The 21,963-nt window shown below is 39.4% G+C and carries 17 protein-coding genes and 1 pseudogene; 7 read left to right on the plus strand and 11 right to left on the minus strand.

Annotated elements, in window-relative coordinates; translation table 11 throughout:
• Positions 1-426: 426 nt before the first annotated feature.
• Complete coding sequence (gene gap / locus ACFIKJ_RS02750; RefSeq protein WP_375626574.1) at positions 427-1,434, minus strand: type I glyceraldehyde-3-phosphate dehydrogenase; 1,008 nt, start codon at positions 1,432-1,434, stop codon at positions 427-429.
• A 197-nt stretch (positions 1,435-1,631) separates the two neighbouring features.
• The gene (tkt, locus tag ACFIKJ_RS02755; RefSeq protein WP_375653588.1) at positions 1,632-3,638 is read right to left on the minus strand and encodes a transketolase; all 2,007 of its coding nucleotides are present in this window, start codon (positions 3,636-3,638) and stop codon (positions 1,632-1,634) included.
• 334 nt (positions 3,639-3,972) lie between these two features.
• On the opposite strand from tkt, the gene ACFIKJ_RS02760 reads away from it, so the two are divergent.
• Complete coding sequence (locus ACFIKJ_RS02760; RefSeq protein WP_005774573.1) at positions 3,973-4,248, plus strand: DUF4164 domain-containing protein; 276 nt, start codon at positions 3,973-3,975, stop codon at positions 4,246-4,248.
• A gap of 12 nt (positions 4,249-4,260) precedes the next feature.
• Positions 4,261-4,644 carry a cell division protein ZapA gene (locus tag ACFIKJ_RS02765; RefSeq protein ID WP_375625245.1) on the plus strand — a complete coding sequence of 128 codons (384 nt, stop codon included), beginning with the start codon at positions 4,261-4,263 and terminating at the stop codon, positions 4,642-4,644.
• A 1,486-nt stretch (positions 4,645-6,130) separates the two neighbouring features.
• On the opposite strand, the gene pyk is transcribed toward ACFIKJ_RS02765, so the two are convergent.
• Entirely contained in the window at positions 6,131-7,567 is a 1,437-nt protein-coding gene (gene pyk / locus ACFIKJ_RS02770) for a pyruvate kinase (protein ID WP_375625244.1), read from the minus strand.
• On the minus strand, positions 7,564-8,052 hold the full coding sequence (locus tag ACFIKJ_RS02775) for a DUF1036 domain-containing protein (protein ID WP_375625243.1): 489 nt from the start codon (positions 8,050-8,052) through the stop codon (positions 7,564-7,566). Before ACFIKJ_RS02775 ends, pyk begins: the two co-directional genes overlap by 4 nt.
• A gap of 263 nt (positions 8,053-8,315) precedes the next feature.
• Here ACFIKJ_RS02775 and ACFIKJ_RS02780 point away from each other — a divergent pair, with 263 nt between their 5' ends.
• On the plus strand, positions 8,316-8,576 hold the full coding sequence (locus tag ACFIKJ_RS02780; RefSeq protein WP_039760779.1) for a DUF2312 domain-containing protein: 261 nt from the start codon (positions 8,316-8,318) through the stop codon (positions 8,574-8,576).
• A 536-nt stretch (positions 8,577-9,112) separates the two neighbouring features.
• On the opposite strand, the gene rimJ is transcribed toward ACFIKJ_RS02780, so the two are convergent.
• From rimJ to ACFIKJ_RS02800, 4 genes are all read right to left on the minus strand, one after another.
• Positions 9,113-9,676, minus strand: coding sequence for a ribosomal protein S5-alanine N-acetyltransferase (gene rimJ / locus ACFIKJ_RS02785; protein WP_375625242.1), 564 nt, complete (start codon positions 9,674-9,676; stop codon positions 9,113-9,115).
• Positions 9,677-10,234: 558 nt separating this feature from the next.
• Positions 10,235-12,097 (minus strand): ABC-F family ATP-binding cassette domain-containing protein, encoded by a 1,863-nt coding sequence (locus tag ACFIKJ_RS02790; protein ID WP_375653690.1) that lies wholly within the window; start codon positions 12,095-12,097, stop codon positions 10,235-10,237.
• Positions 12,097-12,483, minus strand: coding sequence for a hypothetical protein (locus ACFIKJ_RS02795; protein ID WP_375625241.1), 387 nt, complete (start codon positions 12,481-12,483; stop codon positions 12,097-12,099). Before ACFIKJ_RS02795 ends, ACFIKJ_RS02790 begins: the two co-directional genes overlap by 1 nt.
• Positions 12,484-12,587: 104 nt before the next feature.
• Positions 12,588-13,223: a thiamine diphosphokinase gene (locus ACFIKJ_RS02800; protein ID WP_375625240.1), complete on the minus strand. Its 636-nt coding sequence runs from the start codon at positions 13,221-13,223 to the stop codon at positions 12,588-12,590.
• Between the two features lie 156 nt (positions 13,224-13,379).
• Here ACFIKJ_RS02800 and ACFIKJ_RS02805 point away from each other — a divergent pair, with 156 nt between their 5' ends.
• Positions 13,380-14,957: a M48 family metalloprotease gene (locus ACFIKJ_RS02805; protein ID WP_375625239.1), complete on the plus strand. Its 1,578-nt coding sequence runs from the start codon at positions 13,380-13,382 to the stop codon at positions 14,955-14,957.
• 316 nt (positions 14,958-15,273) lie between these two features.
• Here ACFIKJ_RS02805 and ACFIKJ_RS02810 read toward each other — a convergent pair whose 3' ends face one another.
• A complete protein-coding gene (locus tag ACFIKJ_RS02810) occupies positions 15,274-16,185 on the minus strand; it encodes an RNA polymerase factor sigma-32 (RefSeq protein WP_015856975.1) in 912 nt (303 codons plus the stop codon).
• Between the two features lie 582 nt (positions 16,186-16,767).
• Here ACFIKJ_RS02810 and ACFIKJ_RS02815 point away from each other — a divergent pair.
• The 3 genes from ACFIKJ_RS02815 to ACFIKJ_RS02825 all read left to right on the plus strand — a co-directional run bounded on the left by ACFIKJ_RS02815 (position 16,768) and on the right by ACFIKJ_RS02825 (position 19,600).
• Positions 16,768-18,348: a hypothetical protein gene (locus ACFIKJ_RS02815; RefSeq protein ID WP_375653585.1), complete on the plus strand. Its 1,581-nt coding sequence runs from the start codon at positions 16,768-16,770 to the stop codon at positions 18,346-18,348.
• A gap of 21 nt (positions 18,349-18,369) precedes the next feature.
• The gene (gene fdxA / locus ACFIKJ_RS02820) at positions 18,370-18,711 is read left to right on the plus strand and encodes a ferredoxin FdxA (protein WP_375648180.1); all 342 of its coding nucleotides are present in this window, start codon (positions 18,370-18,372) and stop codon (positions 18,709-18,711) included.
• 304 nt (positions 18,712-19,015) lie between these two features.
• Positions 19,016-19,600 carry a CarD family transcriptional regulator gene (locus ACFIKJ_RS02825; RefSeq protein WP_375626593.1) on the plus strand — a complete coding sequence of 195 codons (585 nt, stop codon included), beginning with the start codon at positions 19,016-19,018 and terminating at the stop codon, positions 19,598-19,600.
• Between the two features lie 1,924 nt (positions 19,601-21,524).
• Here ACFIKJ_RS02825 and ACFIKJ_RS02830 read toward each other — a convergent pair.
• Positions 21,525-21,593, minus strand: a pseudogene (locus ACFIKJ_RS02830) (50S ribosomal protein L32); the annotation flags it as partial.
• 99 nt (positions 21,594-21,692) lie between these two features.
• The gene (gene rpmF, locus ACFIKJ_RS02835) at positions 21,693-21,872 is read right to left on the minus strand and encodes a 50S ribosomal protein L32 (RefSeq protein WP_005774555.1); all 180 of its coding nucleotides are present in this window, start codon (positions 21,870-21,872) and stop codon (positions 21,693-21,695) included.
• Positions 21,873-21,963 lie beyond the last annotated feature (91 nt).

Below are 21,963 nucleotides of genomic sequence, written 5' to 3' on the forward strand. Positions count from 1 at the left end.
TCCACGACAGCTTATCTCTCACCCTCTGCTTGAAAAGCCAAAGCTTCATCGTCAAATGTACAAAAGCCCACCATTGCTCTTAATCTTCATATCCCATTGTAGCAAACAAATTGTGGCAAACAAATGCATTCGCTCAACTTGATCTCTATTAAAGCTTTCCTTTTACTTCTAAGCAAGAGAGTTTACATCTCCTAATTTTCTAACGTTTTCTCAAAGGGTATCTCGTTCAGATCTTACTTTTTCAAAGTTTACTCTTTCATGCAGCTTTTAAAAGCACGTATTGACACGGTATTAAAACAAAACACATCATCAATTTTTCAATATTCTCTTCTCTCTAGCGTATGAGAACAACAGCCTCTATCTGTTTTTCTCAAAATTGTACAAAAATGAGACTTTTCCCTATAAAAAGAGGACCCTGAGGTCCTCTTATATTGTCTTAGCAAAAGCCACAGCCGTATCACTCATACGGTTAGAAAAGCCCCATTCATTATCATACCAAACCAGAACGCGACAGAGCTTACCATCAATCACTTTTGTTTGATCATTGTGGAAAATAGCTGAATGAGGATTATGATTAAAATCACAACTCACGAGTTTTTCTTCTGTAGTGTCCAAAATGCCCTTCAAAGGACCTTGTGCAGCAGCAGCAATAGCTGTATTAATTTCTTCAATTGTTGTGGAACGCTTAGCGATAAATGTCAAATCAACTACAGAAACATTAGGGGTCGGAACACGAATCGATACACCATCAAGCAATCCCTTTAATTCTGGTAAGACCAATCCCACAGCTTTTGCCGCTCCTGTTGAGGTAGGAATCATAGAAAGAGCTGCTGCACGTGCACGATAAAGGTCACGATGCATTGTATCCAACACAGGTTGATCACCCGTATAAGAATGGATTGTTGTCATGAAGCCCTTTTCAATACCCACCGTGTTGTGCAAAACTTGTGCTACAGGCGCCAAGCAATTGGTAGTACAAGAGGCGTTTGAAACAACACGATGCTCCTTGCTTAAAGAGAGATGATTAACCCCATAGACAACCGTAAGATCTGCTCCTTCAGAAGGCGCAGAAACAAGAACACGCTTTGCCCCCGCATCCAAATGAGCACTTGCTTTATCACGCGTAGTAAAAATGCCCGTACATTCTAAAGCAATATCGATATCCAAATCTTTCCAAGGCAATTGAGCAGGATCACGCTCTGCGCATACCTTTATTAAACCACCCCCCACATCAATGGCATCCCCTACCACCTTAACGGTCCCAGGAAAACGCCCATGAACTGAATCATAGCGCAATAAATGGGCATTTGTTTCCACCGATCCCAAATCATTAATTGCGACCACTTCAATATCTTGCCGTTCACTTTCCACAAGTGCACGTAAAATATTGCGACCAATACGACCAAACCCATTAATTGCAACACGAACTGTCATTTCACATGTTTCCTCATCAATTTTTTAAGCACAACATTTAAAACACAATAAATGGGTACCAATCCAAAATCATTAATTCCCACAATGTCAATATCTTGATCAATCACTCACTTATCCACAATAATGCACAAGATCATCCACAACACTGGACAGAATATGATGCCCTAAAACCACCCCATTCATGACAACACAAACTATCACTTTGTCTTTTCCTCTTTGATCTTTCCAAGCTCTTTTTCAACGGTAGCGACCACATTCTCACAAGTAATACCAAAATGCGCATAAAGGGCATCAATTGTTCCACTTGCCCCAAAGCCCTCCATACCAATAAACACACCATCACAGCCAATAAAACGATCCCACCCTTGGGCGACAGCAGCTTCAATGGCAATTTTAATCGGTGCCTCCCCAATGAGAGCACGCTGATAAGAGAGAGACTGTTGAGAAAAAAGTTCAAAACAAGGCACAGAAACCACACGCGTTGGGATGCCTTTTTCTTCTAACACCGTATGTGCCTCCACTGCAATTTGCAATTCTGAACCAGAAGCAAACAGCGTCACTTGTGCATCATCACTAGCTGTTAGGAATTCATAAGCACCGAGCATACAGAGATTTTCTTCTTCATACTCTTGACGCAAAAGCGGTAGATTTTGTCGACTCAAAGCCAAAGTAGAAGGCGTTTTGCGTGCTTTCAAAGCCAATTGCCAACACTCGACTGTCTCCATAGCATCAGCAGGTCGAAACACAAGATGATTAGGTATTGCGCGCAGGCAAGCCAAATGTTCCACGGGTTGATGGGTCGGACCATCCTCACCAAGACCAATAGAATCATGTGTCATGACATAAATCACCCGCAATCCCATAAGAGAAGAGAGCCGCATAGCAGGACGCATATAGTCAGAAAAGCATAAAAAGGTTCCCCCATAAGGAATAAAGCCGCCATAAAGGGCAAGACCATTCATCACGGCTCCCATTACATGTTCGCGAATTCCATAATGCAGATAACGCCCTGAAAAATCTTCAGCAGAGATACTTTTCATCTGGCTGCTTTTTGTATTATTAGATCCGGTTAGATCAGCCGAACCACCAATAGTTTCAGTAACGACTCCATTGATAACTTCAAGAGCCATTTCCGAAGCTTTACGCGTAGCAACAACAGGCCGCTCTTCAACCAGTTTCTGTTTATAAGTATCAATAGCGCCATCAAATCCGCCCACGAGATCGCCCCGCATCAATCTTTCAAACTCCACACGCTCTGAGACAGGAAGATCAGCAAATTTTGCTTCCCACTTTTGGCGTTTTTTAGCAGCATTGAGACTAGCCAAGCGCCAATTATCGAGAATATCGGCTGGAATAATGAAAGGCTCAGCATCCCACCCTAAAGCGATACGGGTTTCAGTAATTTCTCGTGCGCCCAAAGGGGACCCATGAACTTTATTGGTACCCGCTTTATTTGGCGCTCCAAAACCAATTGTTGTTTTACAAGCGATCAAAGTTGGTTTATCGGAATTTTGTGCCGCCTCAATAGCCCGTGCAATTGCTGCTTGATCATGCCCATTGACTTTATGTGTCTCCCAACCAGAAGCTTTAAAACGCGCAATCTGATCAGTACTATCAGCAAGGGAAATCTCTCCATCAATGGAAATATTATTATCGTCCCACAACACAATAAGCTTATTGAGTTTCAAATGACCAGCAAGGGAAATCGCTTCTTGAGATATTCCTTCCATAAGGCATCCATCGCCCACCAACGCGTAAGTGTAATGATTGATGAGATCACCAAAACGGGCATTTTGCAAACGCTCCCCAAGAGCCATTCCCACGGCATTTGCCAACCCTTGTCCAAGTGGTCCAGTGGTTGTTTCGATTCCCGCCACATGCCCATATTCTGGATGCCCAGCAAGCTTTGCCCCTAATTGGCGAAAATTTTTGAGATCTTCAATGCCAATATCTTCATAACCAGAAAGATACAAGAGAGCATAAAGCAACATAGACCCATGCCCCGCCGATAACACAAAACGATCACGATTAGGCCAGCGAGGATTTTTAGGATCATGAGCAAGGAATTGTGTATAAAGGACTGTAGCAATGTCGGCTGCCCCCATTGGTAAGCCCGGATGACCAGAATTTGCTTTTTCAATCGCATCAATAGCAAGAAAACGGATAGCATTGGCCATCTGATTCTGTTGGTGGGTATTTGTCATGAATAATCGACCATTTCGTTAAATACGTTATTCTGTTGCTTTTTCCGTATTCTCTTAAAACTCTCAAGAAATACTATTTTTTAACCATTAGTGTGAGACTTCTTGCCACCACTTCAATAACATTAATAACATTCCCCTCACGCGTCCTGTATATCCATGTCATTTATGCCAATACGCGCAAAAAATCCAGCTTTTAATTTATATCCATCCCCTGCTTTGCTTGCTAAAATATCCTACATACTTAAAAATAAAATGCGCACAATACAAGAGTGAAAGTGATTCGTTTTTGCATAACACATTGATAAAGGATACAATTACCCAAAGGATAAAGGCAATGAACCAAGAGACTACAGTTCTACAAGATGCTTTAGAGCACCTAGAAAAGGCACTTAGAACTTTAGAGATCACCATAATAAACCGCAATGCCGTTATTGATAAAAATAACGAATGGGAAGAAGAAATCCAACGAATGAATGCTGACCGCAGCCATCTTGCCCAAGCGCTTGACAAAGCTGAAGCCCAAATTGAACGCTTAGAGTCCGTAAACAAAGAAGTTTCCAAACGTCTTATTAAAGCAATGGAAACAATTCGTGTTGTCATTGATAGATAAAGGTTTGAATGTATGGAAACTGTTTCCGTTACCATTGATGGTAAAGTTTATCGCATGGCTTGTGACAAAGGACAAGAACGTCGTCTTATTGCGCTTGCTGCTCAATTAGATCAATATATCACACATTTAAAGAACAATTTTGGTGAAATTGGCGACCATCGTTTATCGGTTATGGCTGGCATAATGATTATCGATGAAATGGAAGAAATAAAACGAGAAAATAAAAAATTACAAGAAGACTACAATGCTCTTTTACGACTCCACAACGAAAGAGACCGCACCATGGGAAAAATTATGCGTGACACCACCCAACGCATTGAAAATCTCACCAACCAATTGCTCAAAGATGATCAAAACCGCACAAACATTCAAGAACAAGAACAGGAAGATTTCTAAAAAGTACATCAGCGCATAATAAACCAGAGACTTGACTTGTCCGCCACATCTCACAGGATAAAAATTCTTAAACCCACACCAGTCTGTAAACAGTCTGGTTTCTTATAGGAAGGATTCCAGCTACTCACCACTTATGGGATTAACTTAAAACTCAACAAGAAAGCCCGACCCTGAATCTTTCATCTCCGCACAAACACTTCTTATATCAAAGAGGCAACCTTATATCACCACCCTTCAAATGAGATGTCTTTAACAGTGCAACAAGATAACAAAACCAACATCATTGTAAAAAAATCATATAAATGACAACAGCAACAAACAAATAAAGCATCCTTCGAAAAAAAGAACTCTATTCATGTTTCCTCTGAATGCATACCATAAAGTCCTTGTCCTTAGATAAGGTCAAGCAGATTCAAAATATATTTAAAAAATAACCTTATCTATTATCCCGTAAAACACCGCCATTTGATAATATAAGCACCATGGAGTCTCTGCACCTAGAATGTCCATCAGATGAAACCCACCGAAAAGAACCGTATCATTTATAAACCAGCGTGAACTTTAGTATTTTCATCCTTCAGAGCCAGAAAAAAGCCAAACCCGAAGATTATGTTAATCTGCGACAACTTCAAACATCATAAACGACAATAATAGCTCTTGAAAACATCCTCTACCACCATCTTTATCCTTATAACAAACAATTCATCCATACCTCTCTCCCCACCCCTCAAAATCTCCACGCTTAATAAAAGAGCAAACCGGCACCATCATTATAAACAGCCCTCAATATTGCGACAGCCCCCTTGGCCCTTAAAAGGATTCATAAGAGGGACACCTTTCTTGTACAGTTTTTACCCACAAGAGCCCCGCTTGTGACGTGCAAGCAAATAGTTATGATTGACAAAACATAAACAAATTTAAAGTTAAGAGAACCTTGCGGTATTCAGGGTTTTAATTCAATATAAAGAACGCTATGTTATCATTATAAATCAATATGTTGCAAATGCTCAGACAAAGCATATTTTTAAAACACATTCACCCATCAATTTTTCTCATAACATACCATCATGATTTGTTAGGCACATAATTTTAATTTTATTCAATTCTGTTTGCAAAATTTTAAAATGAGAACAATTTCAAGGCTCTCATTTAAAAAGAAAAAGAATAAATTCTCATTATCAATGAACATCTTTCTCGTATAAACATCAATAAAGCAATCCCCAATATGCCTCAATGAAATAAAAGGGGGACTCCCATTCAATACCCTACCGTAAAAGCAGCCTCCTCAGAACTAAAAGAAAATCAACAGACAACATCACCGCATCTGCTCCCATCACCAAACCTTATAACCTAACGCAACACCTTGCTATCTTTACAATGGGAGGTAAAAGAATAATAGGTCTATGGAAGCATTCACAAAAAACGCACACCCGTTGTTTTTAAAGCCTGTTTAAAGGCGCATAAAAAAACATCATGCATAAACGGCTCAAATCCCTTTCGTTCCATCTTGAGAGACAGAAGCAATACGCAAGAGATTTGTCGCTCCAGGCGTTCCAAGGGGAACCCCAGCTGTCACAAGAAAGCGATCTCCCCCTTTGCAAAAGCCTTCCTGAAATGCAATGGCTGCTGCACGATCAACCATATCCTCTAAACTCCGTGCATCTTGCGTGACCACACAATGAAGCCCCCAAACTAAAGCCAAACGCCGTGCTGTTTCCACAATGGGCGATAAAGCAATAATCGGTCTATTAGGGCGTTCACGAGAGGCACGCACCCCCGTTGTTCCGGAAGCCGTATAGGCAACGATAGCTGATAGCGCAAGTGTTTCAGCAATCTGACGCGCAGCAAGAGAAATCGCATCCGTTCCTGTTGATTCTGGTGCTGGATGTTGTGCCCCAACCTGAGCGGCATAAGTGTGATCTTGTTCGATTTGCCGCGCGATTCGGTCCATCATAAGCACAGCTTCTTCAGGATAGCGACCAGAAGCAGATTCAGCAGACAACATCACCGCATCTGTTCCTGCATAAACTGCTGTAGCAACATCCGACACTTCTGCGCGTGTCGGAACAGGAGATATGATCATTGATTCGAGCATTTGTGTTGCCACCACAACAGGCTTCCCTGCTAAACGACAAGCTTTTATGAGCTCCATCTGAAGTGCAGGAACCCTTTCCAAAGGCATTTCCACTCCAAGATCACCCCGTGCAATCATAATACCATCGGATACATCAATAATTTTCTCTATATGCTCTAAGGCTTGAGGCTTTTCGATTTTAGCCATCAAAGACACCTTGCTTTTCGTCAACCGACGCACCGCCATAATATCTTCTGGACGTTGAATAAAAGAAAGAGCAACCCAATCAACAGGCTGCTGTAAAAGAGCCTGAAGATCCTCCTTATCTTTTGACGTCATCGAATCAAAAGGCAAAATTGTATCGGGAAAACTGACACCCTTTCGATCAGAAATACGTGTTCCAGCAACCACGCGACATTGTACAGAATGACCATCACAAACTTGCGCACGCAGTTCCAGTTTTCCGTCATCAATTAATAACCGATCCCCTGGTTTAACAGCCGAAAATACATCCTCATGAGGGAAAAAAACACGCTGTGCATCACCTAACACATCGCGATTATCTAACGTAAAGCTTTGCCCAACACGCAAATCTTCTTGACCCTTAGTAAAACGACCCACACGCAGTTTTGGCCCCTGAAGATCCACTAAAATACCAATGGGTCGCCGAACTGTTTTTTCAACTTCTCGTATAGACTTGACCAAATCACCCATCATATCACGGTCAGTATGGCTCATATTAAGACGAAAAACATCTGCTCCTGCCCTAAAAAGCTTCTCAATCATTTCACTGGAAAAAGAAGAAGGACCAAGAGTCGCAATAATTTTCACTTTACGTGCACGTTTCACGGTGGAGAATTTCCTGAAAGAGAAGGGACAACTGAATTGTTTAACAAAGACTCATCCGTCAACTGTATCATCCAACTGGTTTGATTTCCGGTATCGATTTCTTTAAATTCAGCCTTTTGATATCCTCGAGGGAAACAATCATGAACCCCTTGAATGGTAAATTGGCTATCTTGCACACACATGGTTACAGAGCCTGCCCAATTCCCTTTTTTTTGTGCCCCTTCCGCATAAAAATAATAAAACCGTGAAGCAAGAGGCCCTTCAATTAAGGTTTTACACTCCGTCACGGGTACCGTCCACCAGCCTTCGCTCACCCACCCTGAAAATGTACGATATCCAAGAGCAACCCCTACAGACTGTTGGGTTGTATTACAAACCCTAAAGTCAGCTTTTGCAAAAACAACAAGGGAAAACAAGAGCAAAATGCTCAAGAGAAAAACCTTCAATCCTTTCTGAAACACCCAATATCGTTTTTTTAAAATCACAAAACTTCCTCTATAATGTCAAATTCTCAAAAGAAATTACACACTTCTTTTTCAAAAGCTTTTCAAGTCTAAAACGTATATTTTTATATTTTTCTTTTTATAGCCCTTTTATCAATGCATATATCTTAAAAATTTTACAAAATATTTAAAGTCAATTTGTAAAAAAACAGTGTAGCTTGATTTGCTTTTTGTTTTTCAAGCTTTTTCAACATAAATTCGTCGTCGAAAAACAACTTAGAATATATAACTTGGAGAAAAATACAATGAACGATACAGTAACCGATCAAACACACGCCATATCCGTAAACCAATTACGCTCTTTTATCGAACGTATTGAACGACTAGAAGAAGAGAAAAAAACCATTTCTGATGATATTAAAGACGTTTACACTGAACTTAAAGGCTCTGGTTTTGATAGTAAAGCCGTTCGCAGCATTATACGGTTGCGTAAAAAAGAAGAGCATGAACGAATGGAAGAAGAAGCAATCATTGAGCTTTATAAAAATGCGCTTGGTATGAGTTAAAGCTATTGATAAAATTGGAAAATTTCTTAAGAAAAGAAAATGCAAAAAAACAAATGAATGTATAAAAATTTCACCCAATAATAAGCTGTTTGTGTAACTTGTAACGAGACTATCGGTCACAAAATACACAATATTGCAACAGCCCTCACATTAAAAGGATTTATACAGAGCATTTTTATCCCTCTCCTCCAATCATTTTTATCCACACAACCCCTCACTTGTACGCCAATCCAATTTGTGATGTGCAAGAGAGGTAATTTTTATGATTAAACATCAATAGATTTGAAATGAGAAAGTCTTACGATATTAAGGACTCTCTTCCTTCAAATTGAAGAAATGAATTATGATGATAAATCAATTCATTATCTACAAAAAGAAACATATAAAGTGGTCAGCAGTTGAAATCCGCTAAATGAGAGTCTGAACTGTTTACAAAAGAAGAGCTGGTTAAGGATCTTTATCTTTTAGGATAGGCAGAAATTCGGCATATTTACACATTTGATAAAAAGCCCCTTGATAGAACTTTTAATAAAACTTTATTCGAATCTATTAACGGACTCATACAGATCATTGATTCGAGAGGTTAGAATGTGGTCTCTCCATTTTCCAGAAATCATCAAATAGTCTTTGGCATAGCCTTCTTTTTCAAAATGAAGGCGCTTTAATAAACGTTCGCTTTTTATGTTCTCAGGTCTATAATTTGCCATCACTCTATGCAGATGATAAACATAAAAGATATGGCGTATTAGAGCCGATAAACTCTCAAACATGAGACCTTTGCCTTGTTGTTTTTCATCAAGAGAAAAACCAAGATGACAGGCTTGAAAAACACCCAGAACCACATTTGTAAAATTCACAACACCGATAATTGTGTTTTCATTTTTTAATCGTAGGGCATATCGGTATGCTTGTCCTTGTGCATTTTCATAAGCAAATGCATTGGCTCGTGTTTCCCAAGCTGTTAGGCTGTGGTAACCATCAGATCTTAACGGTTCAAAAGGACGCAGATGATTCGCATTACGGAGGTAATAAGAAGACAGTTCAGCTGCATCTTCTAAACCGATCAATGTGGAAATTGTTCGCTTTGTTTTAATTGCCATCATTTTCTCCTCCTAGACAATGTTACAATAACACGTTGATTTATCCTAACAAATCATCACTTTTGAACTTAAATCATAATGTCAAATAAAATAAGCTTTCCTCATCACAACACTTCTTACGTTAGAATCAATGAGGATCATTTACTTTTCCGTCATAAGCGGGGGTGGTATGTTTAAAGCATAAGGTAAAGACAAGGAAATGTTTTTTACGAATGCTCTCAAGTTCCAAGGAGCGCTGTAGCAACATTGGGGACTGGCAAAGTGTGTAATGGAACTGGTATACTTCCATATACAAAATTTTGAAAAAACTCACGGCAAAGATAGTTTTGTTTCTTTGCCTTGTAAACTCAGATCATGCTTATTGTGCGCTATCATATCACTGCCCACATACAAAACCCAATGACCATCACCTTGAAAAGCTATATGTTACAGTGGGATTTAAAAAGTTTCTGCCATGACTCATCAACAACACTGTTCCCGCTAAATCAGCCACAAACTCTTGTAACAAATCCAAGAAAAGTGATAATGCAATACAAATCTTTTAAAATGTTTTAGACATTACCGTGAACACGCTTCCATTTCTTCGCGTAAAATTTCAAGTTCTAACCATTCTTCTTCTTTTTGTGTGCAAGTATTTTTCTTTTTTTCCAACGCTGTTGATAAACGCTCAAAACGCTCTTTATCACTGCGATAAAGGGCTGGATCAGAGAGCTCTTGTTCAATTTTTTTGATTTCGTCCTGCAAAACAGCAATTTCTTCAGGCAATTTTTCCAATGCATAAACCTGCTTATAAGACAATTTACCTCGTGTTTTTTTCTCCCGCCCTATCAAGCCATGATCTGTTGATGTGTCCTGCTTTGAAAGCTCTCCCACATGAGATTTTGAAGATGCATTACGCTGCGATAATTCTGTTTTTTTGCGTTGTAAACTCAGAGCATGCTGGTTTTGCGCCATCATATCACTATAACCGCCCGCATACAAAACCCACTGACCATCACCTTGAGGTGCCAACATATGCGTTACAGTACGATCTAAAAAGTCTCTGTCATGGCTAACCAACAATACTGTTCCCGCAAAATCAGCAATAAATTCTTGCAACAAATCCAAAGTTTCCATATCCAAATCATTGGTCGGTTCATCAAGAATCAAAAAGTTTGCAGGACGTGAAAGAAGTCGTGCAAGCATGAGGCGTGCTCTTTCTCCCCCGGAAAATTCTTTAAGGGGAGTGCGTGCTTGTTCAGGTGAAAATAAAAAGTCTTTCATATAAGAAACGACATGCCGCTCTTGTCCATTGATCACAAGAGTGTCACCTCTTCCTCCCGTTAAATAATGCGCTAAAGTTTCTTCTTCATTTAAAATACGTTGCTGATCAAGCAATGCCATAGAGAGGTTATAGCCATGCCTCACCGTTCCACTATCCACGGCTTCTTGCCCAATTAATGCAGAAATGAGAGTTGTCTTTCCGATTCCATTGGGTCCTACCAAACCGATCCGATCACCACGCTGAATGCGCAAAGAGAAATCTTTCACGATAATGCGATCACCATAGGATTTTGAAATTTTCTTTGCTTCAAGCACCAATTGCCCAGAATCATGACTTTTCGCTGCTGTCAAAAGTGCATTTCCCGGCTGCCCTTTATAGGTTTGATGACGCTGTCTTAAGTTTTTTAATTCGCCTAAGCGCCGTACATTACGCTTACGCCGTGCGCTCACACCATAACGCAACCATTGCTCTTCACGAGCAATTTGGCGCCCCAATTTATGCTGTTCGATGGCTTCTTCTTCCAGTGCTTTATCACGCCAATTTTCAAACTCAGAAAAACGCTTTTCCAGTCTTTTGGTTGTGCCACGATCAAGCCATACCGTTGACCGCGTAACATTTTCTAAAAATCGCCGATCATGGGAAATCACCACCATCGCTGAACGCAAAGAACACAAAACAGCTTCCAGCCATTCAATGGTTGGTAAATCAAGATGGTTGGTTGGTTCATCTAAGAACAAAATATCGGGTTTTGCAGCAATGGCCCGTAACAACGAAACACGTCGCTTTTCGCCTCCCGAAAGCGTTTCCAATTTTTCCGCCCCCGAAAACCCTAAATTTGTGCGAAGCGTATTGATCCACTGGACATCAGATGTACTGTCCAGCCCCGCTTCCATATAAGCGTTAATATCTTCAAATCCTGAACAATCCGGATTTTGTGAGACATAACGGAGCGTTACTCGCGGGTGGCGAAAAATTTCGCCACCATGAGGTTCTAATATTCCTGCGGCAATTTTTAATAAGGTCGATTTTCCACAACCATTACGGCCGACCAGCGCAATACGCGCCCCCTGCTCAACCGATAAAGAAGCTTGATTGAGCAAAGGCGTTTTTCCAAAATTTAAGAAAATGCGGTCAAGCCGCAGAAGCGGCACCGCCATTAACGAACGCGGCGCGGACAAGGTGCTTTATACATCACCCCTCTTGCATCACGGTAAGCACATAATTGTCGTACAGGGACTCTTTGTGCACAAGGTGCTTGGTAAACATGCCCTCTACGACCACGATACGTGCACAATTGTGATGCCTGTCTTTGTTGTTTTCTTTGATTTGCAGCTGCACCTGTTACTGTTCCAGCCAAAGCACCAAATGCTGCACCGGTAAGTGCTGCTCCAGGAGTACTTCCAGCAATAGCAGTTCCAGCCAAAGCACCAATTGCTGCTCCTCCTACGCCGTAACGTGCAACGCGTTCATCGTTTGTGGTACAAGCAACTGAACTGAAACCAATGGCTGAAACAACAGCCACTTTAAAAATTGATTTTAGCATATCAAAACCTTTCCTTCTCAAGATCAATACATAATATATCGTTTATGTCGGCACTTAATCACTAGGCCCCCCCCTGCCTTATTCAAAATATTATTGGAAGAGCTTTATGGAATAGGCACAGACGCTAACAATATAGCTTTTCCAGAACCTAAATGGCAAGAAAAGGTTCCACAAATACGGTTAGAAAGTGTTAAAGAAGAGCCAAATGACACATTTTTGTCACAAATTGGCCATTTTACCCCTTTAAGAGTTAAGCCTTTTAAATCAGAAAAACCGATAATACTAAACAAACATCCCTTAGGCAAATCATACGAACAGGGTTTTGACAAAACCGGCCAGCCTTCTTCCAAACCGCTTGTCAACAACACTGAAATGCCCCTTTCAGCCATCATTAACGCTTGCGTCATATGAGAAAGGCTATGATCACTTCGCTCACCTCCCAAAGCACCGCACAAAATAAGCTTTTTAGCGCCATTTTGCAGCGCTCTTTCACAAGCCAGAGCACTATCTGTCATATCTTTATCAGAGGGAAAAACTTCACGCGGAACATGACTATATTTGCGTATTAAATTCTCATCTGACGAATCAAAATCGCCTAACCACAACTCAGGCGACACATTAAGCGCTGCCGCATGACGCATACCACCATCAGCAGCAATCACCCGACTGTTTTGAATTTGATTAAGCAAACGATCAGTGATATGAACATCTCCATTTAATAATATCGTAAATGTTGTCATGCCATACTTTGCCTTTCACAAAATTTCCTTTACAGCGCATCCTTTTATAAGTGAGAGTCATTTTTTATAAACAAAAAGCGTGATATAGCCCAACGAATCCTTATCCCTAATGTCTTTCTTAAAGAAACATACGATACAAAGATACAAAAGATACAAATGCAATTTGCCAAATTACTCCGCAGAAATAATGTGCACCATGGTCCAACACACCCCATTTTTCAACGCAATTTTCTTTTTCACTCGTGCCTGTATAAAGCCACTCTCATAAGTTTAACGTTTCTCCTTTCGGCTTGTCATACGCCCCTCTCTCAAAATGATAAGCTTTCTTCCACTTCTTCTAAAACAATCAAACGTACCAACAATCACAATATCTATGTCACATTAAGCGCTTTGCAACACCCGCGTATTTTGCAAATGTATGGCGGCGCTTATTATAATGCAAAACTTGAACACCTTTTAGCAAAGATTGTCCGTAAACTGACAGTTGCATCCCATAGTTCTCATCAAAACTATTCTGTAACAATTTTAAACTCAGAAAGTATTAACGCATTTGCGCTCCCCAATGGCGCAATCTACATCACTCGTGGTATGCTGGCATTAGCCAATGATTCTTCAGAAGTTGCAGCCATTTTAGCCCATGAGATAGCACATATTAGAGCCAATCATGGCATTTTACGCCTGCAAAAAGAAGCCCAATTAAAGATGGCAAATCACATATCTTCACATCTTCTTTCTTCTATTGGCAAAAAACTTCATAACCCTGTGCAAAACAAGCAACAACTCGCGCAATTTTCCCGCAATCAAGAGCTGGAAGCTGATTCCCTTGCACTTGAAATGCTCCAACAAGCAGGATATGATCCATTTGCTTCACCGCGCTTTCTTCAAACAATGGAAGCCTATAGTGCTTTGCGTAATATCTCCGGCACTCAAAATGCTTCTCTAGATTTTCTAGCTTCTCACCCAACCACCCCTCAACGCATTCGGCTTGCGATAGAAAAGGCGCGTAAAATCAGTAAAGGGAATAGTAAAACAACCGATCGCGATTCTTTTCTCAAAAGCATTGATGGCATGATTTTTGGAGGAGGGTTTTATACAGGTTTTGTACGAGGTAACCAATTTATTCACCCACAGTTGCGCATAGCTTTTTCTGTTCCAAATAATTTTACAATAGAACATTCAGCACACACTGTTTGGGCCAGTGGACCAGATAAAATTGCGATTCGTTTTGATGCTATTCCGCATCCTACTGGAATATCTGCGAGTGATTATTTGAAAAGCGGCTGGATTATCGGGCTAGACCAATCATCTATCCGCCCCATCACAATTCAAAGTCTCCCCAGTCAAGAGTTTACGCATCAAGGATTCCAAAGCCAAAGTTTACTTGGAGCACGAGCCCATGCTACCAATGAGCAATGGCAATTTGATGTAGTTGTCATTCCATTCAACAACCACATCTTTCGTTTTCTGACAGCCGCCCCACATAATTCTCAAAATTTTGTAGAGGTTGCCCAAAAAACGCTACAAAGCTTTCATTCTCTTTCACCTTCACAATTAAAAAAACTGAAGCCCTTAAAAATCCGTGTTGTCCGCGTTAAACAAGGAGAAAACGTTGCAAACCTAGCCAATAAAATGCAACACACACCAGATAAAGAAAAACTCTTTCGCATCCTCAACGCCCTCTCACCAACACAAACTTTACCCGCAGGTACAAAAGTGAAAATTATTACAGAATAAGCCTTTTTCTCATCTTCTACAGCTTTGATTCTTTTCTATCTGTATCATGTCCTCCCCCTTAAAGCATATTCGAAAATAAAGAGAAACACTTTAAAATCCAACTTCATCATGCTTTTATAAGGTCTCCGTTTGATACATATTTCCTACCAACCAACATCACCCCCAATCTTCCTCTGTTCATCAATAGCACCAAAAGCATCCCCAAGGAGGCATATTCCTAGACAAATCTGGTAATCCCCTAAATCCAACTTCATCATACTCTCATATGCCCCCACTTATACGTTCTCTCTCTTCCTCCCACAAAGCCTTTTACTGCTTATATATCGTAAGCATCTTCTGAATGAACCGTAAGAAGAGCAGAACGCAACTTTTGCAAAGCCCTAGCTTCAATTTGACGCACGCGCTCTTTCGAGATTCCTAACTTTTCACCCAAAACTTCAAGAGTCGCACCCTCTTCATTTAAGCGACGAAAGCGAATAATTTCCAACTCCCGTTCATTGAGAATTTGCAACGCATCGTAAAGCCATTGTGTACGCCTTTGACCATCAATGACTTGCTCAATTAAAGCATCAGGAAGAGGACTATCATCCACCAAAACATCCATCTTAGCAATGGGATTATCACTGTTCTCAGAAACAGAAACACTCAAGGAATTATCAGAACTGGAAAAACGAAAATCCATCGTTTCAACATCGCGCACGGAAACGCCAAGCTTTTCAGCGATTGTGCGAAAGATATCCTGTTTTGACAAAGCACTATCATCTTGTATCAGTTTTGCACGCAACCGCCGAAGATTAAAGAAAAGTGCTTTTTGCGAAGAACTCGTTCCCCCTCGAACAATTGACCAATTTCGCAAAATATAATCTTGAATAGAAGCGCGTATCCACCACGTTGCATACGTTGAAAAACGCACTTCCCGATCAGGTTCAAAACGTGCAGCTGCTTCCAATAGTCCCACATACCCTTCTTGTACCAAATCCCCCAATGGCATTTTGAAACGTTTAAAGCGGTTAGCAATAGCAATCACTAAACGCATATGAGCTGCTGCAATTTGATGCATGGCATCATCATCACGTTTGTCTTTCCACCGCAGAGCCAAATCATGCTCTTTTTGCCGTTCAAGATAAGGCGCTTGCATAGCAGAACGCATCATATTACGTCCTAAGCTTTTGTCTGCATCGCTATAATTTTTGCTGCTTTTATAAACAGCATTTGAAAGATTACCCATAATAACCCCTTGCGATTAAAATTATCAAAATTGATTTGGCAACGACATCATTGTTCTTTGCTTAAAAAGAACGCAAAAGTTGTTAACTTCTGTACCCACTACTTTAACGTGTATTTTTATAATCGCAATTGTTTTTTTTGACTGTCATGGTAAAAATTCTTGTCATAAGACACAATTTCACCTGCAAAATGCCTTTACAATATGCCTTTTAGCCTATGAAATATTTGAAAAAACTTTCTCTTCACTTTTCATGACAAAACAACAAAAAAAATAAAATGATCATGTAAAACAAAAGCTGTTTTTTGATAACCGGTTCTGTTTCCTTTTAAATTGAAGAATTTATTTATGCTTTCATCCTTACAATACAACCAATAAGTGTAATTTGCAAATATAAAGCATCAAAACTGAATGAAAACTGAATAAAAAAAAAGAATCATCCAAGTTTTAAAGACGCAAAAAGAAACAGCAAAAAACGACAAGAGTGATTGAAGCAAACGCAACAAACGTGTTAAAGAAAGAGAAGCATTATGAAATTGTCGCAAAAAGCTTTTGACCAATTTCGCACTGAGAAAGAAAATGATCATGGATAGCAAGATTGTTCAACAGGATGAAATTCTTCAAGATGATATTCTCATTGAAAAACACGGAAGGGGTAAATTTGAAGGTTTTCGTTTTTATGCCAACAAAAACAGTAGCGATCAAATAGCTGAGAAGCAAATTTCAACAGAGAATGAAAATTTGATTCTTGCTTTTTCCAAACGCGCAACACGTTTTTGTGCTTGTGCAAATGGAGATTTTACCCTCAGTTCTGATGGAATTGTGCGCTGGATTGGTCAACCCGTAGGACAGCTTGTAGCAACAGAAGATTTTTTCAAACCAAAACTGATTGTTTTAGCAGATGAACAACTCACTGGAGAATCCCGCAATAACGTTGTGAAGCGATTAGAACGCTTTGTCACCTTTCATTTTGAAACGACTTTAAAACCCCTGTTTGATTTGCGTAATGCTGATAGTTTAACGGATTCAACAAACAGTCTTGCTTTACAACTTTTTAACTCTTTAGGGATTTTACCACGCCGCGAAGTCTTAGACATTGTCAAAGAACTTGCGCAAGAATCACGTGCCGTGCTTCGGCGTCTAGGCGTACGTTTTGGCGCTTTTCACATCTATGTTGCCGGAATGCTTAAACCTGCTCCGGTTCAAGCCATTACTCTCCTGTGGAATCTTCAAAATGCGGAACAAGATCAAACTGGTGTGGGTGAAATTTTGTCAGCATTATCTGCTGGTCGAACCTCTTTGATTGTTGACCCTACCTATAACCGCCAATTTTATCAATTAGCCGGCTACCGAATCTTAGGACAACGTGCTGTAAGGATTGATATTTTAGAACGTCTCGCCAATCTCATCCGCCCCGCACTTCATTGGAAACAAGGAAATGATCCCAAACCCGATGGCGCCTATGATGGCAAAAGTTTTTTTGTTACACCAACCATGATGTCCATTCTTGGGGCCAATGGAAACGATATGGAAGAAATCCTCAAAGGACTTGGTTATCAATCGTACAGCATAAGCAATACTGTTTTTGAACAAAATCTCCTTGCACACCAAGCCTCTTCCTCTGTCAATGGAACAATGCAAGATGTTCCTGCAGCAGAATGCGTTGGCAGTCAATGGAAAACAATAAGCGATTCAGAAACAACACGAGAAGAAAAAAATACCTCATACCCAAATACTTTATCCTCTGGTATTGAAAAATATCCCCATAAAACCAATCATTTACCGGCAGCTGAACCTGTTGGGAATTTTGCCCCCCCCCCTCTCCCTACACAAGAAGATAAAGTTATTTTACTATGGCATTATAGACATCAATTTCACCACCACGCACAAAAAAAACGTGATAAATTAGGAAATAAGTGGCAAAATAAATCGAAGAGCGCTGTAAAAAAAGCGGAACACACAAATGAAAATTCCCCTCAAGAAGCTCCATCACAAACAAAACGCTCTCATAAGTTCCACAAATCCCAAGGCAAACATGCAAATCATAAGCCTTTTCAAAAAGAAAAGCGCTTTAATCCTGATTCACCTTTTGCGAAACTAGCTATACTACGCGATCAACTCACCAATCATAAAAACACGCATACACTTTCCTCTAAAGAGAATTAAAGTAACAAATGGAGTTTGATCTTGACCCACGTAGTAACCGACAACTGCATTCACTGCAAATATACGGATTGCGTTGAAGTCTGCCCTGTTGATTGTTTTTACGAAGGGGAAAACATGCTTGTTATTCACCCCGACGAATGCATCGATTGTGGTGTTTGTGTGCCAGAATGCCCAGCAGAAGCAATTTTACCTGATACAGAACCAGGATTAGAAAAGTGGTTAGAACTTAATCTTCATTATGCAAACAAATGGCCTAATATAACCACCCAAAAAGATCCTCTTCCTCAAGCAAAAGAAATGGATGGCGTTCCAAATAAATTAGAAAAGTATTTTTCAGAAAATCCAGGAAGCGGCGAAGACTAATGATACAGTGCGAACCCTCCTCCTTCAACAATTGAAAGACTTCCCTTTTAAAAATAAAAAAATCCTTAAGCGAAATGATTGATTCTTTGGAAGTTTGATGTTAGTGTTATTTTAACATGATCATCTTTCTAAGTATTTTTCTTTGCTTTTTATAGTAAAGCGGTGTATTTTTTTTGGATTTAAAAGTACTCGGCTTTTATGCTCACTTAATTGGTACAATATACTTGGTTAAAGAAAACTCAACCCTCAGGTTTATAACCTGTTTTCCGATACATTTGTTGATCATAAGGGAGTAAACTAAAATATGGCATCCCAACATGGAGCGTCTTCCAAGACCAAAGAATTTGCAACCTCTGAATATATCGTCTACCCTACGCATGGAGTAGGACAAATTATAGCGATTGAAGATCAAGAAGTTGCAGGACATAAATTAAAACTTTTTGTCATTCATTTCGCGAAAGATAAGATGGATGTCAAAGTCCCCATTGCAAAAGCCCTTTCCGTTGGAATGCGTAAATTATCTGCTAGTGACTCTGTCGAACGCGCCTTAAAAGTTTTACGTGGAAAAGCACGCGTTAAACGAACCATGTGGTCACGTCGTGCGCAAGAATATGATGCTAAAATCAACTCAGGAGATCTTATTTGTATCGCCGAAGTGGTCCGTGATCTTTTTCGCTCTAATCTACAGCCTGAACAATCTTACTCTGAGCGCCAACTTTATACAGCTGCTCTTGAAAGAATGGCCCGCGAAATTGCAGTTATTAATAGTCTTTCTGAAACAGAAGCTATCAATCTCATAGAGATGCATCTCTCCAACAAGCCAAAATGCGAATTTAAAACTGAGAGAGAAGAAACAGATGAAAACAGTAAAGCTGTCTACGCTGCATAACACACTCTTTCATCATAATGAGATATTTTGATAAAACCAGCTTTTCGCTGGTTTTATTTTTTTAATATCCTCTCTGCCCTTAAGGACAAAATTTCTTAACCAGCGCCAATCTATAAACAATCTAACTTTTCGACAAATCCCTCCTCCTCATTTTCTTGCTTCATAGATAAAAAATTGATTAATCATCATAATCTAGCATTATTCATATTAAATTAGAATCTTGAATATCGTAAGATTTCTCATTTCAAATTTCTCTCATGTTGAATCAATCAAAATCACTTGCTTGTCAATCACAAGCGGGGCTGATCTGTGGGTAAAAACTATACAAAAAGAGCGAGAAGTGTCTCAAGTGCCAAAGGATATACCAACATTGGAATCTGGTAAGATGTGTAAGGGTGCGGGCTTGCTTTTTTATTAAGCGTAAAGATCATAGTGCCGTTTATACACTGCACCGAGACTTTACCTTTTGCCCTTCTACAAAACCATTAGAACATTCAAAAACGCCGTCATAAATGGATGCAACAAATATTGAAAATATTCTTTTTCAAAAACGCGTAACGGTACAGCATAAATATATTTTGTCTTGGGCGCTCTATTTTGCATGAGAAGCATTCCCCCATTAAAAAACGCGATAAACAAAAGCATGAAATAAACCATCATCTCCATTCTATAAAAGGCATTCCAAATATTTTTGAAAGCTGTAAAGTTAACTTAAAAAATAACAATACAAACGAGCGTTGGTATTATCCCTTGCAACTTCATATTTTTCCAAAATAGGTTATATTCTCATTTAAGAGATTACGAGATATACGCAATATTCTTACTCCAATCGGACACACAAAATCTAGAACGATTCATAGAACTCTTAAAAGTCTGAACCTCTGTTTTAAACAGACCGCTAAAGATTAGATATTGATGAACAGATAACAAAAAAATCACAAACTTAGGTAAGTAACACCATAAAACCATTTATAAACCAGCTATGAACTGGAGAATCATATTAGCTTTGATAAAATACTTTGCTCAACCCCATACATAAAACATCTGGTTTTAAGTTTACTTATTTTACAAGCTGTTCGTAACAAATCCCTTATATTCACAAAAATATGAAAAGAAAGCGTGATATTCACAGAAAAGTCTCATATGTCTTTATCATCAAAAGCACTAAAGAGTATTGAATGTGTACACCTTTTGTCTTGTAACGGTTTTCTCTTTTCTGCTTATAAGAAAACACGCTGGCATCATCATACACTTAACCCCCAATGTTACAACAATCCTTACATTTGAAAATATTCATTATAGACATTTTTTCCTTTCTTATAGAGTTTTTACCCACATGCCAGCCCCACTTGTGAGCGAAAAGCAAGTCATTGTCATTGATTCAACATGAGAGAAATTTAAAATGAGAAAATCCTACGATAGACCTTTCATTAAAGGCGTAAAAAAAAACGAATGATCTTTATAAATCAATGTGATGTAAATCTTTATTTTTTTACTGAGAATCACATGTCACAATATAAGCCTATAGACAAACCATTGCCTTAAATATTCTCATAAAAAACACCAGTATGCTTAAAGCCTTACATGGGTCAACCGCCTTAAACGACGATATTTTACGATCTAATAGGATTCCCTCTACAGTAAGCAAAAATTAAGTGCAATACAAAATGATTCCATTACTGAGCTAACTTATATCAATACCCCAGCTCTTAACAAAATCATCATAAAAGACACTGACACAAGCAATCCTTTATAACCTCTCAAAAAAACAAAAAAATCATCTCTCACAATAGAATCATTTTTCTATGGCAAAGCCTTATCCCACACATGTTCTCAAGAAAAAGCGAAAAACGCATCTTACCCAATGCATTCACTCATGAATCAAAAGAAGCTTACTACCGGAAAAGAGATAAAACGCTAAAGTTTTAACCACTAAAACGGAACGCCCGCGATACATTCCCGTTTTCAAATCAATGTGATGAGAGCGATACAAAGACACCTCAACATTCATCTTAAAGCGAAAATGCACGCCACAAACGTGCATTCACTCATGAATCAAAAGAAGCTTACTACTGGAAAAGAGATAAAACGCTCAGTCTTTAACCACTAAAACGGAACGCCCGCGATACATTCCCGTTTTCAAATCAATGTGATGAGGACGACGTAATTCACCAGAATTTTTATCTTCGATATAAGTCGGCGCCTTCAGAGCATCAGCCGAACGGCGCATGCCCCTCTTCGCTGGAGAGGTTTTTCGTTTAGGTACAGCCATAAAAAGACACTCCAAATCCATTAAAACAGAAAAAGCAATGTCAAAAATGACAATGCTTCATTTAAAAACACCATAAAATTTGAGGATATTA

Source organism: Bartonella sp. PS7NMGDW (assembly GCF_042193585.1).
Taxonomy (GTDB): Bacteria; Pseudomonadota; Alphaproteobacteria; order Rhizobiales; family Rhizobiaceae; genus Bartonella; species Bartonella grahamii.